15 protein-coding genes are annotated in these 17,310 nt (G+C 30.1%); all 15 read right to left on the bottom strand.

Features of this window, described 5'->3' with window-relative positions; genetic code table 11:
* Nucleotides 1-15: 15 nt before the first annotated feature.
* A complete protein-coding gene (locus tag OC535_RS12645; protein WP_498823987.1) occupies nucleotides 16-2,412 on the bottom strand; it encodes a glycogen/starch/alpha-glucan phosphorylase in 2,397 nt (798 codons plus the stop codon).
* 11 nt (nucleotides 2,413-2,423) lie between these two features.
* The gene (gene glgB, locus OC535_RS12640; RefSeq protein ID WP_498823986.1) at nucleotides 2,424-4,301 is read right to left on the bottom strand and encodes a 1,4-alpha-glucan branching protein GlgB; all 1,878 of its coding nucleotides are present in this window, start codon (nucleotides 4,299-4,301) and stop codon (nucleotides 2,424-2,426) included.
* Nucleotides 4,302-4,727: 426 nt separating this feature from the next.
* The gene (locus OC535_RS12635) at nucleotides 4,728-5,609 is read right to left on the bottom strand and encodes a sensor histidine kinase (RefSeq protein ID WP_227052278.1); all 882 of its coding nucleotides are present in this window, start codon (nucleotides 5,607-5,609) and stop codon (nucleotides 4,728-4,730) included.
* Between the two features lie 22 nt (nucleotides 5,610-5,631).
* Nucleotides 5,632-6,414 carry an ABC transporter permease gene (locus tag OC535_RS12630; protein WP_498823985.1) on the bottom strand — a complete coding sequence of 261 codons (783 nt, stop codon included), beginning with the start codon at nucleotides 6,412-6,414 and terminating at the stop codon, nucleotides 5,632-5,634.
* Nucleotides 6,407-7,318: an ATP-binding cassette domain-containing protein gene (locus tag OC535_RS12625; protein WP_498823983.1), complete on the bottom strand. Its 912-nt coding sequence runs from the start codon at nucleotides 7,316-7,318 to the stop codon at nucleotides 6,407-6,409. The genes OC535_RS12630 and OC535_RS12625 overlap by 8 nt, the downstream gene beginning before the upstream one ends.
* 99 nt (nucleotides 7,319-7,417) lie before the next feature.
* A complete protein-coding gene (locus OC535_RS12620; RefSeq protein ID WP_498823982.1) occupies nucleotides 7,418-8,080 on the bottom strand; it encodes a response regulator transcription factor in 663 nt (220 codons plus the stop codon).
* 1,033 nt (nucleotides 8,081-9,113) lie between these two features.
* Nucleotides 9,114-10,799 (bottom strand): phospho-sugar mutase, encoded by a 1,686-nt coding sequence (locus tag OC535_RS12615; RefSeq protein WP_498823980.1) that lies wholly within the window; start codon nucleotides 10,797-10,799, stop codon nucleotides 9,114-9,116.
* Nucleotides 10,800-10,901: 102 nt separating this feature from the next.
* A complete protein-coding gene (locus OC535_RS12610; protein WP_498823979.1) occupies nucleotides 10,902-11,399 on the bottom strand; it encodes a cob(I)yrinic acid a,c-diamide adenosyltransferase in 498 nt (165 codons plus the stop codon).
* A gap of 2 nt (nucleotides 11,400-11,401) precedes the next feature.
* The gene (gene ybaK / locus OC535_RS12605) at nucleotides 11,402-11,881 is read right to left on the bottom strand and encodes a Cys-tRNA(Pro) deacylase (protein ID WP_227052267.1); all 480 of its coding nucleotides are present in this window, start codon (nucleotides 11,879-11,881) and stop codon (nucleotides 11,402-11,404) included.
* 38 nt (nucleotides 11,882-11,919) lie between these two features.
* On the bottom strand, nucleotides 11,920-12,189 hold the full coding sequence (locus tag OC535_RS12600; protein ID WP_024721824.1) for a phosphocarrier protein HPr: 270 nt from the start codon (nucleotides 12,187-12,189) through the stop codon (nucleotides 11,920-11,922).
* 191 nt (nucleotides 12,190-12,380) lie between these two features.
* Nucleotides 12,381-13,496 (bottom strand): prenyltransferase/squalene oxidase repeat-containing protein, encoded by a 1,116-nt coding sequence (locus OC535_RS12595; protein WP_227052265.1) that lies wholly within the window; start codon nucleotides 13,494-13,496, stop codon nucleotides 12,381-12,383.
* The gene (locus OC535_RS12590; protein ID WP_498823978.1) at nucleotides 13,496-14,182 is read right to left on the bottom strand and encodes an ECF transporter S component; all 687 of its coding nucleotides are present in this window, start codon (nucleotides 14,180-14,182) and stop codon (nucleotides 13,496-13,498) included. Before OC535_RS12590 ends, OC535_RS12595 begins: the two co-directional genes overlap by 1 nt.
* Nucleotides 14,179-15,699, bottom strand: coding sequence for an ABC transporter ATP-binding protein (locus OC535_RS12585; protein ID WP_227052262.1), 1,521 nt, complete (start codon nucleotides 15,697-15,699; stop codon nucleotides 14,179-14,181). Before OC535_RS12585 ends, OC535_RS12590 begins: the two co-directional genes overlap by 4 nt.
* Entirely contained in the window at nucleotides 15,692-16,531 is an 840-nt protein-coding gene (locus OC535_RS12580) for an energy-coupling factor transporter transmembrane component T family protein (RefSeq protein ID WP_227052260.1), read from the bottom strand. Before OC535_RS12580 ends, OC535_RS12585 begins: the two co-directional genes overlap by 8 nt.
* 13 nt (nucleotides 16,532-16,544) lie before the next feature.
* Nucleotides 16,545-17,273, bottom strand: coding sequence for a DUF4430 domain-containing protein (locus OC535_RS12575; RefSeq protein ID WP_498823977.1), 729 nt, complete (start codon nucleotides 17,271-17,273; stop codon nucleotides 16,545-16,547).
* Nucleotides 17,274-17,310 lie beyond the last annotated feature (37 nt).

Genomic DNA, 17,310 nt, shown 5'->3' with positions numbered 1-17,310 from the left:
CAAATTTTTATATTTTTAAAATTTTACTTTATCTAAATGCCAAATATCATCAACATATTCTTGAATAGTACGATCAGAAGAGAAGAACCCACTCTTAGCAATATTAATTAAACAAACTTTTGCCCAGTGAGAGCGATCTTGATATAGATCTCTTACTTTTGCTTGTGCATTGCAATATGCATCATAATCAGCTAATACGAAATATTCATCATTTTTGTTCATTAATTCTTCGAAAATAACTCTAAATTCTTCTCGGTTTGCAATAAATGTGCCATCCATCAAACTATCAATAACACGTTTTAATTGCGGATTATTATTATAAATATCCCAAGCATTATAAGTACCACTATTTTGTAGATCTTTGACTTCATGATCCTTCATACCAAAGATAATGCAGTTTTCATCACCAACACGTTGTGAAATTTCAACGTTTGCACCATCTAAAGTACCAAGCGTAATAGCACCGTTCATCATGAACTTCATATTACCTGTTCCACTTGCCTCTTTACCAGCCGTAGAGATTTGTTCAGAAACATCAGCAGCTGGCATGATCTTTTCAGCTAAAGTTACCCCATAATTTTCCAAGAAAACTACTTTTAAATATTTATTTGTTTCTGGATCATTATTTACAATTTCACCAACACTATTAATTAATTTAATTACTTTTTTAGCAAAATAATATCCACTTGCCGCTTTAGCTCCAAAAATGAATGTTCTTGGTTCAATTCGATAATCTGGATTATCCTTCATTCTAAAATATAAATCAATAATGTGTAGTACATTTAATAATTGACGTTTATATGCATGAAGACGTTTTACTTGAATATCAAAAATGCTATCAACATCAACTTTAATTCCGTTATGTTCTAAAATATAATCAGCTAAAATTTGTTTTCTTTCACGTTTTACTTCTAAGAAACGATCTTGTAAAACTGTATCGTCAACATGATCCATTAAATTTTCTAACTTATCAGGATCTTTGATCCAGTCGTCACCAATATATTCATTAATTAATGAAGCAAGTTCTGGATTACAATATGCTAGCCAGCGACGATGTGTTACACCATTAGTTTTATTATTAAATTTATTTGGATATAAAACTGCAAAATCTTTTAATTCACGCTGAACTAAAATATCAGAGTGTAACTTAGCTACCCCATTGACACTAAAACTTCCCACAATAGCAAGACGAGCCATATATACTGTACCATCTCTTAGAATCATAACACGATTCAACAATTCTTCATCACGATTACTTACCATCTTTACATAACCAATAAAACGACGATGAATTTCTTCAATGATCTGGTAAATACGTGGTAATAATGACTGCATTAAATCAATTGGCCATGTTTCCAAAGCTTCAGCTAAAATAGTATGATTTGTATAAGCAAAGGTTTGAGTTGTAATATCCCAAGCCTCATCCCATTCATAGCCTTTTTCATCAATTAGAATTCTCATCAATTCTGGAATTGCAAGTACTGGATGAGTATCATTCAATTGAATAACATTTTTTTCATGGAAATTATTCATATTTGGATAAACTCTTAAATGAGCTTTTACAATTGAATTTAATCCTGCACATGTGAAAAAATATTCTTGTTTTAAACGCAACATCTTCCCAGCTGGTGTTGAATCATCTGGATAAAGCATTTGACAAATATCACGTACATTTTGGATGTATTGTCTAAAGTTTTGATTTGCAGGAATATTATCACTAGCTTCTGCTTCCCATAATCTCAAAGTATTAGTTGTTGTAGTTCCATTACCAATAATTGGTACATCATAAGGAACCGCATAAACTTCTTCCGCATCCACGTGTTCATATTTTCCAGTAGTTTCGTTATAAACAATTTTTCCAAAGAATTTTACCGGAACACGATGCTTAGGTTTTCTTACTTCCCAATTAAATCCTGTTTGCATCCATTGGTCTGGCAATTCAATTTGATATCCGTTTTCTATTTTTTGTTTAAATAATCCAAATTCATAACGAATTGTATGTCCATGACCAGGATAAGCAAGTGAAGCAAGAGAATCCATAAAGCAGGCAGCTAATCTTCCTAAACCACCATTTCCTAGTCCAGCATCAGATTCTAATTCCTCTAAATCATGGATATTGATTCCATATTCCGCAAGTCCATCTTTTGCAATATCGTAAATACCAAGATTCATCATATTATTGACTAATAGACGACCCATTAAAAATTCCATAGAAAAATAATGCATTTGCTTTTGATAATTATTACGAATTAAAGCTTTACTAGTTGCCCAATTTACTGAGGCATAGTCTCTTACCATTAATTCTAATACTAAGAATTTTTCAGTAAGATGTGATTCTTCTACTGTTCTTCCATATGTTTCAATAATTCTTTTTGAAAACTCATATTTAAACTCTTCTTTTGTCTTAAACATTTTACTTCCCCTTATTTATCAGTTTTACTCTTAATTGGTTTATATTCAAAGATCATGCTGCCAAAAGGCGCAATATTTACTGGTATGTAATATTCTTTGTTTAAAACCTGTCCCTTTTTAGCTCTAATAGCGCGTTTATTTATAAAATTACCGCCCGTATAAATATCTCTATCACTATTTAAAATTTCTTTATAGCTTCCTGGCTTATTAACTGGAATCATATATCCAGTATGTTTATTTTCTGTAAAATTCATCACAGCAATCAATGAATTACCATCAGTATCTTTACGTTCAATTGCAAAAACACTCTGATTAGAATCATCAACTACAAGCCATTCAAAGCCATCCATTCCATAATCTTGTTGATACATACAAAGATGGTCTTTGTATACTTCATTTAATTTTATCATAAATTCATGGAATGAATCATGGATTGGATATGTTAAGATATTCCATCCTAAAGAAACCTTTTCATCCCATTCTTTATACTCACCTAATTCATTTCCCATGAAATTCAATTTTTTACCAGGATGAATCATCATGTAAGTATATAATGTTTTCAATTGCGCAAATTTTTGTTCATTATTCCCCCATATTTTATCAATAATAGTTCCCTTACTATGAACTACTTCATCATGAGAGAATGGTAAAATAAAGTTTTCGCCATAAAAATAAGCCATTGAAAAAGTTAATAAATTATGATCATATTTACGATAAACTGGATTTAGCTTCATATATTTCAAAGTGTCATTCATCCAGCCTAAATCCCATTTATAATCAAAACCTAGACCACCTATATCAGGTGATTTTGTAACGCCAGGAAAATCACTAGAATCTTCTGCAATTAACATTACGCCTGGATAATAACCTTTCATATGATTATTCATACGCTTCATGAACTCATGAGCGCCATCATTTATACCAGCTTCTTTATTTCCTTTCCAATAAATCAAATTACTAATTGCATCAAATCTAATTCCATCGATATGAAAATATTCTGCTAAAAAACCTACGCTACTCATTAAAAAACTACGAACTTCTTCACGTCCAACATCAAAATAAACGCTATCCCATTCTGTATATCGACGATTGATATCAGGATAATCATAGACAAAACCACCATCAAACTTATATAATCCATGACCATCTTTTACAAAGTGGGCTGGAACAAAGTCCATAATAACACCAATACCCGCTTTATGGCAAGCATTTATGAAAGCCATAAGTCCTTTTGGCTTTCCATAACGGCTAGTAATACTAAAATATCCTGTTGCCTGATATCCCCATGATCCATCAAAAGGAAATTCAGTTAATGGCATTAACTCTAAATGAGTATAATGATTTTCTACTAAGTATGGTATTAATAAATCAATCATTTCTTCATAAGTATAGAATTCACCATCTTCTTCATCTGTAAAATCCTTTTTCATCTTCCATGAACCAATATTTGCTTCATAAATATTCATTGGTTTATCAAAATTCTTAGTGCGCTTGTTCATCCATCTTTTATCAGACCATCGAAAATTTTCGATATTGTAAACACTTGACGCTGTTCCAGGTCTAAGTTCACTATAAAAAGCATATGGATCCGCACGATCTACAGTCGCAAAATTCTGTGTTTCGATTCGATACTTATATAATGTATATTCTTTAATGCCAGGAATAAATAAAGTCCAAATACCACCATCACTATATTTTTCCATATAATGATCTTTTCCATCCCAGTCATTAAACTCACCTACAACTTGTACACTGCGTGCATTAGGTGCATATACGGTGAAGCGGACACCTTTTTTATGGTTATTAGTTTCAAAATGGGCACCAAAAAGTTTGTACGCCTCAAGAGTATTTCCTTTATGAAATACGTGAATTAAAAAATCATCGAGCATGTGTCACTCCCCCTTTATTAATTTTAGACACAAACATTATATCATATTCTAAAAATAATTCCACTAAAAAAAAGATAGCGCTTTCATCATGCTTTTCTATAATTTGACAATATGATATAGATGATTATTTATAATAGATATTTCTAAATTATCTTTAATATAGACGATTTAAACATTCTCTAACGATTTTATAATTCTTTATCTGTCCATTATTTCTTCAAATTTCTATAAAATCAATCTGCATGAGATTGATTTATCAATAACCACAGTAACAGAAAAAACAAACTACTTTTAAAAGAGCACAAAAAAACTGGTATATATAAGAATATACGCTTTTACAATTAAAAAATTCAAAGTATTATCTTTCTCAACCCAAAATAAAAGGGAGAAAGATTCTCCCAATACATATAACACATTTAAAATATTTTATGAATAAATAGATATTTTTATTTCTAATTGATTCTCTTTTATCATTGCTCCAATATTCCAATTATGAATCTCAACAATCTTTTTTACAATTGATAATCCAAGGCCAGTTGAACTGCTATGCCTTGAGTCATCAGCTTTATAAAATCGATCAAATAATCTATCTACTTCAATCTTGCTGGCATTCATTACTCCATTGATAAAATATATCGACCCATTTTCTTCTTTGATTTCAAAATAAGAATCCCCATGTTTCAATGCATTGTTAATAAGGTTTTGAATCATACGTGTCAATAATTCTTTGTTCGAATGAATGATTAGATGTTCATTTGAAAAAGTGATAACAGGCACGATTTTTTTCTCTTCAAAGTCGTAATAAAATGAAGCCAGTATCTTGCAAATTAAAGGATAAATTTCAAAATTTTTCATCTCCACATGATATTCTTCGTCACTTAGTTTTGAATGAATGAATAAATCCTCCAAAATTGATTTTAAAGATTCTAAACGAAAATCAATTATTTCTAAATACCTGTGCTTTTCAATTTCGTCATTTGTCTCTCTAATCAACTTTAAATAGCCTTGCATGCTGGTTAAAGGAGTGCGAATATCATGAGATATTCCCGACATCAATGTTTGCATTTCTTTTTCTTTACGAAATGCTTTTTCTTCAATTTTACTGTTATCTTGATATAAATTATTAATCTTTTTCTGCAATTCTTTTATAGAAGGAATATCACTTTGAGTAAAGACTTCAAAATGACTACCACTTTCATTTTTGTAGTCAATTTGTTCATTCAACTTTCTAATATCCTCGTGCAAAGTTAAAAGAAGCGCTACACAAATAATTGTAATAATACTTAAACCAATACAAATTGCAATCATTCTGTAACACCTCCCCAAGTTCTTATAAATCACGCTTACTTAATACAGCTATGCTAAGTATATTATACACCAAGATATAAATAATACACATAACAATCATTTTAATAAGCACATCTCCTTGTGCTGATACATATACATTTGAGAAATGAGACAATGTATATTCTGACAAGAAAGATAAACGAATTAAATCAAAGAAACTGTTGATGAATGGTGATGACATTCCTGAAATAACTAAAAATGCAACTATAATTCCTGCCACTTTACTTTTAAATAGAGTAGAGGTAAAAATAATTAGACTAAACATAGCCATTGACAATAGGAACATAATTCCAATAGATTTTAAAATTTCATTAATTGAATCAATTTTAAAACCATCAATAATTATATTTCCTAATGAAAATCCTAATCCATAAGTGATAACCAAAATCAAAATAGTGATTACACATGCAACTGCTGCTTTTGCTAAAACTAACCCAACTCTTCCTTCATCAAGCGTTGCAATATTTTTAATGTACCCGCTACTATATTCATTGCATACAAAGATAGAAAGGTAAATTCCTAAAAACAGAGTACCAAATGGATAACCAAACATTGTAACAAATAAATTAAGAGATTTAATTACAAAGTCAACAGTTATATAAAAACCTGCTTCCTTCCCACTGTTTGTTGTGTTGATAAACTCTTTATTTGCTGTATTTTGCATATACATAATACCAACGAATAAAATAGCGAAAAAACCTAATGTAATCCAAAAACTTTTACTTTTTAATAATCTTGTATTATCTGCTTTAATAATGTTAAACATTGTCACTCCCTCCAATCTTTTCTAGGAAATAGGATTCTAAGTCCTTTTTTTGATAGAACATTTGTGAAATTGAAATATTATGATTTGACAATGTTTCATTGACCTTTGCACTTTCAATTTCATCATATACCCAAATTTCATTATTTTCATGAACGGCGTAATCTGTGATAAATAACTCATTTTCAAGTATTGGAATTGCTCGAGTTACATCATCTACTTTCAGAGATAGATAAGCTCGACACTTTTCATCTAATTCTTTTGCCGATATTTCTTCAATCATCTGTCCATCACGAATAATTCCATATCTTGTTGCTACTTTGCTTAATTCTCCCAAAATATGACTACTGATGATAATTGTCATTTTCTTTGTTTTATTTAGATATTGGATAACTTCTCTAATCTCACGAATACCTTCAGGATCCAGTCCATTGATTGGCTCATCTAAAATCAACAAATCTGGGTTACCAAGTAATGCCATTGCAATGCCAAGTCTTTGTTTCATGCCAAGAGAGAACTTATTAACAGCTTTTTTACTTTTTGAATTAAGATGTACAAGAGTTAATAATTCTTCAATCATCTTTTTATCTTTAATACCCATTGCAATTGCTTTAATTTCCATATTGTCATATGCTGAAAGATTTGGATAGAGCCCTGCATTTTCAATAAGCGATCCAATACGTCTAGATGAAAACTTATTTCTCGACTCTCCAAACAATTTGATATCACCTTTACTTGGAAAGATTATACCAGTAATCATCTTTAAAGTAGTTGATTTTCCTGATCCATTTCGCCCAATAAAACCATAGATATCTCCCTTATAAATTGTCATATTTACATGAGATACTGCTTCAGTATCTTTATATGTTTTACATAAATCATAAGTTTCTATTACGACTTCATTCATTTTGTATTCCTCCTTGATTACAATACAAAGTATAGTCGGCAAAGTTTTAGAAAGTGATAAGCAAATATAAAGAAAGTATAAAGAAAAAGCTGAATTTGATTATTCAGCCATTTTAAATCCAATTCCCCATACAGTCTTAATATATTCTTCCTTTTGAAATTGATTTAACTTTTTACGAATGTTACTCATATGCGTGTTAATGGTCTTATCATCTCCATAATAAGTATCATTCCATGCGTATTCATAGATTTCTTGCTTAGTAAATACACGCTTGGGATTTTTTACTAACAACTCCAAAATTAGATATTCATGTCTAGTAAGCTGAAGTAAATGTCCATCCATAACTCCATCGTAAATATCACCTTCTAGGATCAATTTTTTATAAAAGAGATTTATTGTGGATTTATTTCTTTTGCGAAATTGAACTTGAACTCTTGCAAGCAATTCTTCTAATTCAAAAGGTTTGCACAGATAATCATCTGCACCAGATCTGAGTACTTCTACCTTGCTGTCCAAAGAATCTTTTGCAGTCAATACAATAACAGAAACATCTGAATTCTTGCGAACTTCATCCAAAAGAGATTCGCCACTCATACCCGGTAACATAAGATCTAAGATTAAAAGATCATACTGATTATTTTTGAAATACAACAATCCTTCTGTTCCAGAAAACGCCTGATCACACACATATCCTACATTAGAAAGACATTTTACAATCATTTCATTAATATCATTATTATCTTCTACTACTAAAATCTTCATCAATTTCATCACCTTCGTATCATATTATAGCACTTGTTTCAATAATACAAAAGTATGTATTTTTAGTAGCATGCTTTTATATCTAACTAATTATCTTCATTTTGAATTTATAGTAGTTTTGTTTCGATAGAAACTGAACGTTATCTAATTTTCTCATAAAACACTACCTTCTTTCGTAATTGTTTGATTTCATTGGATAGTGTTTCTACATCTGATTTCAGCATTTCATTTGTACCAAATTTTCAGCATCGACGTATCTTGTTGTAGATACAACATTACTTCAACAGGATTTGAAACTGCCACTCCATTTTTATTAAAAAAGATATCCATTCAATGTTGTGAACCCACAAAATCATCTTTTCAATTTATATATCTTTTTTATTTCTTATATAATCTCATTTTCCCTTCTAATAATTCAAAGTGACAATTTTTTGTAGGAACAAGAGATACACCATCTAAACTAGGAAAATCATTTATACTAATCTTATCCATATTCACACCTCCTTTATTGCTGTATTCAACCACAACTTCAATCCAATGTCATTAAAAATTCAATCTATCTTTCTATACCACAATAATACCAAGAAAATAATGGTATCTCATTTAATATGGATGATAGCTTATTTTATATATTTATATAAAAAATAGATAGTACTCTCTTTGGTTCTTTCTTACTTTAGGGTAAACATTAAAAAAGAGATTTCTTAAATAATTATTAAATATGATCATTTTTTGAAATCTTTTCTTTTTTAATTACCCATTATCGAGTAAGAACCCTCTCTTTCTGGTTCTTTCTTACTTTAGGGTAAACATTAAAAAAGAGATTTCTTAAATAATTATTAAATATGATCATTTTTTGAAATCTTTTCTTTTTTAATTACCCATTATCGAGTAAGAACCCTCTTTCTAGATTTCTATCTATTTTTATTGTCTTAAACTTGGAACATTGTAAGACTTTGCACTCTAAATTAAAAAAGCCTGAATTTCTCAGACTTTTAATATTTTGTTCTATCGTTGAATATTTTTAAGTATCTTATTCACCGATAATATTCATCATATCTTTTTGGAATATTTCTGTTTTGTTTGCTGCATCATCAGCATCTGTTCCTTTGATTGAGAAATAGAATTTACATTTTGGTTCAGTTCCACTAGGACGAGCAGCAATCCATGAACCATCTTCTAAGTAATATTTTAATACATTAGATTTAGGCAAATCAATTGTTGTTCCATCAGAACATGTACTATTTCCATAATCTTCTGCTTTAACAACTTTGACACCACCAATTTGAGTAGGCGCATCTTTACGTAAATTATCCATAATTTCTTTAATTCTTGTAGCTCCTGCAGCACCAGCTTTAGATAAAGCAATTTGACTTTCTTTAAATGTACCATGTTTAGCATATAATTCATTTAAAACATCAATTAAATCTTTACCTTGTTTTTTATAATAATTACCAGCTTCAGCAGCCATTACTACTGCTTGTACAGCATCTTTATCACGAACAAAATCTTTAACTACACATCCATAAGATTCTTCATAACCAAAGATAAATTCTTTTTCTTTAGTTTTTTCATATTTACGAATCTTATCACCAATAAATTTAAATCCTGTTAAAGTCTTTTCTACTTCAACACCATATGATCTAGAAACTAATTCTCCTAAATCACTAGTAACAATTGTATTATACATTACTGCATTATCAGGTAACTTATTCTGTTTTTTAAGTTCACTTAAAATATATTCAAGATACACAGCTGCACTTTGATTACCTGACATCAATACATATTCACCTTCATGTTTAGCAACAACCCCTAAACGGTCACCATCAGGATCACAAATAACAACAACATCAGCATCTACTTCTTTAGCCTTTTTAATTGCAAGATCATAAGAACAAGCGACTTCAGGATTTGGTGAAGCGGTATTTGAAAAATCAGGATCAGGTGCACATTGTGCTAACACTGGCACAACATCATATCCTAAACGTGTCAAACAAGTTCTAACTGGTAAATTTGAAGTACCATGTTGTGGTGAAAATACAATTTTGAAATCATTCTTATCCATTCCTGGATTAATTTCAATTGCCATTACTTCTTTATAATATGCTTCATCAACCTCTTCACCGATCCATGTAATAAATGGATAAGCTTCTTCATCACTAACTACCTCAATTGCAAGTTCATCTTTAACTTCATTTACATAAGCAACAACTTGATCTCCCCATTCAGGAATCAATTGACATCCAGTATCATCATAAACTTTATATCCATTGTATTCTTTAGGATTGTGGCTTGCAGTAATCATTATACCACCAGCACATTTTAAATAGCGAACTGCAAAAGACAACTCTGGAGTTGGTCTCAAGCTTTCAAAAATATATGATTTGATTCCATAAGTGGCTAATACTTTAGCGCTTTCAATTGCAAATTTATATGACATATGACGATTATCATATCCAATTGCAACTCCTCTTTCTTTCCCCTCAGGTAAACCTAATACATATTTTGCAAAACCGACATTAGCTTTTCTAATAGTATAAATATTCATCCGATTAGTACCAGCACCTAAGATTCCCCGCATACCTGCTGTACCAAATTCTAGATTCATATAGAAAGCATCTTCTTTTTCCTTTCCACTCATACTAGCTAATTCTGCTTTTAATGATGGGTCCAAGTTTTCACAATCTGCCCATCTTTGATATTCATTATTATAATCCATGTTTTTCACCTCTTGTATTAATTATAACAAATCTCCTTAATTTTGACTACTTGTTTTGTTCATGAAATTACGATATTTTATATTTCTTAAAGTGTATTTATCTTAATATTCTATTCCTTTTCTTGCCATTATCCCTTTATCATAAGGATGTTTACGTTTTTTTATTTCACTAGAATAATCAAGAATTGTTTTAAGCTTATAACTAGGCATTCTACCTGTTAAAATTATTTCATGATTTTCTTTTAAATCAACTAAGCGATCATATACTATTCCCTCATTAATAAGGCCTAAAGTTAAAGCATCCAATAGTTCATCTAAAACAATACCGTCATAGCTTTCATCAATCATTGAAAAAAGATCATTGATCTGAATACTAACTTCTTTAATCATTTTTGAATCACTCATATCAATAAACATTTCCGGCATCTTTTTGGCCAATACCTTTATTCCACATTTTTTCAACATTATATTTTCACTACTATTACCATCTTTTAAAAACTGAATCACAATTACTTTCTTACCAGCACCTGCCATTCTTAGCGCCTGACCTATCGCTGCTGTCGTCTTTCCTTTTCCATCACCATAATAACATTGAATCATAATTACTCCTTAATTACATCACCAATTACAGCATCTAAATATTTTATTAATTCTTTAGCGTCAACAACCATTTGATAGCCGCGTTTTCCAGCGCTTAAAGCTATTTTGTTACATTCATCAACCGAACTGTCAAAATACGTGTCAAACTTCTTCTTCATTCCAACCGGTGAACAGCCACCTCTAATATAACCAGTAATTCCTAAAAGTTCCTTCATTGGAATCATTGCAACACTTTTATGTTTAGAAAGCTTGGCTAATTTTTTTAAATCTATTTCTTCAAGTACGGGAATGCAACAAACCAAATAGTCATTATTTCCTTTTAAAACCAAAGTTTTAAAAATATCTTTTGCTTCCATGTCTACTTGAGATACAATATGTTCACCACTTAAATGCTCTTCATCATATTGATATTCTTTTATTTCATATTTGATTTTAGCTTTATCTAACAATCTTAAAGCATTTGTTTTAACTGACTTTGACATATTATCCTCCTACAAATAAAAAGAAGTCCAAAGACTTCTTATTCTGCTACTTTTTGTTCTTTAATAACTTTAGCAATAGAAACGATTACATCTTTTTCGTCATCACCTTCAGCAATGATTTCTACAGTTGCTTTAGTAGGAACACCTAAAGACATAACTCCCATAATAGATTTTAAGTTTACTTCTTTACCATTATAAACTAATTTAATATCACTTGTAAACTTACTAGCTTGGTTAACTAAGATAGTAGCTGGTCTAGCATGTAATCCAACTGGATCAGATACTACAAAAGATAATTTTTCTGCCATTTTTATGACTCCTCCTTAAAATTTCTATACACTAATTATACCACCTAAACCGTCTGTTTTAAAGTACTTTTTGAACAAAATTTAGCGCTTACAAATTATCGCTGTATATCAACAAAAATTCAATTTTAATGACATTATTTATTATATAAATTTTAAAAATAGCGGATTTAAAAACCGCTATTTAGAGTAAATTAAATATATTTTTTAACTGTAAGATAAACTCCACCGCTAACGATCATAACAACCATACTTGTCATAATCAAAGCACCATCTCCTGTTTCAACAGATGTCGGAACATCACTATCATTTACAGATGTTTTTACTGGCTCATTTTCTTTTTCGGTTTCTTCAGGCTGTAAATCTTCATCACCTAAATATTGATTACGAATATTAGTGAATAATGAACCATTTTCATAAACCCCTAACGCTAAACCAGCTTGTACAGTAGAATAGCTGTTACCATAATCCTCATCGGCTTTATATGCAAAAGATCCATCATCTAACATAAATGTCATTAACATATCATAAGCATTTTTTAGCGTACCAGATTTTATGATGCTTTCATCATATTCCAATAATCCCCAAACTACACAACCTTGTGTATTACTATTAGCAACACTCCATTCACCTACTGGTACAAAAGCACCATCTGCTTGTTGAATAGAAATAAAATATGTTAAAGCCTTGTCAATTGAGCTTTGATATGTATCGCCACATAATGATAATGCCCCAACAGCCCATCCTGTAATATCAGGACCACCCCAGGCACCATTATAACCCCAGCAGCCATCACTTAGCTGCATACTTGCTAATTTTGCACCCAATTTACTAAGATCATAATCAGGATCTACGATTGACAAAGCATACATTGTATAAGCAGTACTAGACTCAGGATTCCCACTACCATAGAAAACATTACCTTCGTCATCTATTTTTGATTTTAAAATCTCAATTAAATTTACTGTTGAACCATTTGCTAATTTAAGGTTTGCAGGATCATTTTTCAATGCTGCTAAAGCCATGATATTTTTTGATAAATATCCACAATCCATATCTTCATAAGAAATTTCTTCACCATAACTATTTACAGGAGCTGCAAAATCATAATCAACAACAAAACCATTTTTACTATCTTCAACATCTAAACCAAGTGCTTCAACAGTTAAAATTGCATCTATTCCACTTAGCTCCTTATTATTCAACCAATAATTTTGTGCTTTAGTTAAAGCATCTGATTGTCCATTAACCGGTACAACAATAGTTACCATAACAACTAATGATACAATTAAACTTAGAATTTTCTTCATTAAACTTTTCCCTCCGTTATTCCATATTTTATTTTTACTCTTTGTAAGATTTGAAACATTATCTTACTTAATAAAAACATAAAAATTATATTTGAAACAATATATACTAACATCACTGGTAGCGATGTCATGATAATTGCCAAATACCTCGTTAAATTAAAACTATTCTCTATCGCTAGAACTGACCACAAATCCATAATCAATGAATAACCAATTCCACAAACAATGTTATAACCATATAAAAAATATTTATCTTTATAAAGCCGCTTACCAAATATACCAGCAATATATCCTATAATTCCCCATGCTAACATCTGAAATGGTGTCCATGGTCCAATTCCAAACACAAAATCAGATAACAGTGCCGATAATGAACCACACATAAACCCTGAAGCACGACCAAAAACCACACCACAAATTATCACCATCACCGTCACCGGCTTAAAACTAGGTGTAATCATAAAAATAATTCGTGATATCACAGTAAGGGCAATCATGATTGCAAGAACTACCACTTCTCTTGTTTTAGGTTTATCATGTTCATATTTGAAATAAAACGGTACACATGATAACATAACGATCAAGATAATAACTAAATTATATCTTTCATCTTTAAATAAAATTACTCCTAGCAAAGCTATTAAAACCATCAAGATCAAAACAACTGCATTCTTTGTTATTTTCATAAGCCAAGGTCCTCTAATAAAACGATCTCAGGATTATTTTCTCTAATGATCTTATTAATTGTTGTTGTATAGAACAAATTTTGGCTAAAGAATTCTCTCATTGTATCAACTGATTCCATCTGTCCATTAAAAATCATTGCGACACGATCACTTATCTTAGCAACAAATTCTAAATCATGACTAGCTACAACGATCGTCATATGTTTGCTTAAACCTCTAATCAAAGCCGCTAGATTTTCTTTGCTTAAAGCATCAATTCCTTTTGTTGGTTCATCTAATAACAATAACTGCGGCTGCGTTAAAAGCACTTTAGCTAAAGCTACTAATTGTTTTTGACCACCACTTAAATCAAACGGATGCTTTTCTTTTAAATCACTAATACCTAAATTATTCAACTGGATATCCACACTTTTTTCACTTTCATCAACCGCCAGCAAATCATCTATTACTTTATCACTCAAAAATAAAGTTGTAGGATCTTGTGGTAAATAACCAATTTTATCAACATAACCGATTTTTGTTACTTTCCCTTGATATTTAACTAAACCAGCAATACAGCGAAGAAATGACGATTTTCCACTGCCATTAGCACCAACTATCGAAAGAATTTCATTTTGTCTAATATCTAAATCAAGATTTTTTAAAACAATATCATCATGACCAAAATTCAAATCTCTTATTTCCATCAAAATCCCTGTATCAACATCCTCTATCTCTTTAATATCAAAATCATCAAAATCAATTAACGCCTTTCTAGCATCTTTAACAGATAAACATAATTGGTCAGTTAAAGAAGATATTCTGACATAATCAGGCAATGATTCAACAAATATTTCTTTAGTTAACATTTCATCTACAGCTTTTTTTATCTCACCATCAATAACAATTTTTCCTTCATCCATTACAATTAAACGATTAGCAACATCTAACAATCCTTCTAATTGATGTTCAACAAAAATGATTGTTACATTAAAATCATCATTGATCTGTTTTATTATTTTGATAAACTCATCACGATTAACAGGATCTAATTGAGCAGTAGCCTCATCCAGCAATATAACTTTAGGATTCATCACCATCACACTAGCTAAATTAACTAGTTGCTTTTCTCCTCCAGACAATGATTGTGTATCTCTATTAATAATATTTTGCAGGTTAAAATAGTTAACAATTTCTCCGACTCTACGTTTCATTTGTTTTAGAGGAATACCCATATTTTCTAAGCCAAATGCAATTTCATGCCAAACTTTATCCATGACGATTTGATCATTAGGATTTTGAAAAACAAAACCTATCTTTGTATCATCATTTTCAATTTCCTCATCCAAGATAATCGTTCCCCTCATTTCACCTTCAGGCTTCAATGACGGTTTAAGATGCTTCAACAATGTTGTTTTTCCACAACCGCTTTTACCAGAAATCACAACAAAGTCACCTTTATTTACACCAAAAGAAATATCTTGAATCACTTCTTTTCCTTTAGGATAAATAAAACTAAAGTTTTCAATCTTATACATCTCTCTTTCCTCCTAACCATATTGGAAAAATCGCTAATAATAAATACGCTAAAAAGAATACGATATCTATCATTTTAAAATGATAAACTTGAATATCGGGATAATAATAAAACTCATGATAATAACCAATATAACCCCATAAACAAATCACACTAAGTCCAATAATAATCAATAACTTCAATAAATCATCTTTTCTAAAAGTATATAAATGAAAACTTGTTCTTTTAGTCTTACCATAGCCTCTTGCAATCATTGAATTCATCATATCTAATGAAGATTCAAAAGCATAAGTAACTAAAATTACTACTACATCACGATAATAAGTAAATTTATTTTTAGCAGGCATATGATAATTAGCTTCTTTTATTTTTTGATACTGATTCTTTAACTTATTAATAATATTGAAACTCATTGCAACTACCAGACCTAACGTTGGTAAAATAGAACCGAATAAATAGACGATATGACTATCACTAATACACTTTTTCATTATTTTAAACCATAAAAGCATGCTGCCTAATAACATTCCAAATACTAATCCATAAATCAGTGCTTGACGTGTGATAATAATATAACTATTTTGATATATTATATCTTTACCTTCCATTACAAAAAGTGGATTAGTAATCGTAATAATCAAAACTAGAATTATAAAATATTTCATATCTTTAAAAAAGCTATTCTGATTATAAAAATAATCTACTATGATCACTGAAATCGTTAATAACGCAATCAAATAATAATTACGCTGAATAATTGATAAAATAATAATCAATAAAAAATAAATGAACAGTACTAAGGGATGACTTTCTTTAAAGTTCTTTATGACCATATCAATCTCCTTTCTAATTTAAATCTCCCGGTTTGCATGTAAATCGCCATTTGATCTTATCGCCTTCTTTTAAACGATACGAGCTTGCACTCTTTCCAGGAAAACTACCATTTACACTATACATCCAACCGCTTGTATCACCACAAATCTTTTCTTCAATATTTCCGATTCCATAAATATACGTACCATATGGTGACTTACGAGTTTTTAAATTTAATTTATAGTTTTGATCCACTGTTTTCAATACATCCAATACTGTGCTATCCTTTTTTATTTTTAAAGAAATCGTATCTAAAATTATACCATTTTTGGGAAGATATTCTCTATATCCAGGACTTAAATCATCTAAATTATCAAGAATAGTTTTACAATCAATTGCAATTGTGACATTGATCGTTTGTTCATCTGCTTTAAAATCTTGTATTTCACTAGTATTTTTATTTTCACTGCTAGATTGATTTCCACGATCAGTCGAAGAATTACTTTTATCACGATCAATTGAATTTTTACTTTTATTATTTGTTTTACCTGAATTTGTATCTTGACTATTTATTGTATTAGTATCATCGGATCCATTTTCAATCACTTCACCACTTTCATCCACTTCTACAATTTGCGAAGATACTCCATTATGTTTAACTTTTACTATATCAGTATTAATCACATTATTATCAATACCAGCTTTACATGCTGTATTAAATAAAACAAGAATAGTAACTGTAATTTTTAATATTTTCTTCACAATTTCCTCCTAAATGTGTATAAAAAGAAACTTACTA

Source organism: Clostridium sp. Marseille-Q5894, from assembly GCF_946902305.1.
Lineage (GTDB): Bacteria > Bacillota_I > Bacilli_A > Erysipelotrichales > Coprobacillaceae > Thomasclavelia.
The sequence above is the reverse complement of the archived record's forward strand: the minus strand, read 5'-3'. Positions and strand labels throughout refer to the sequence as shown.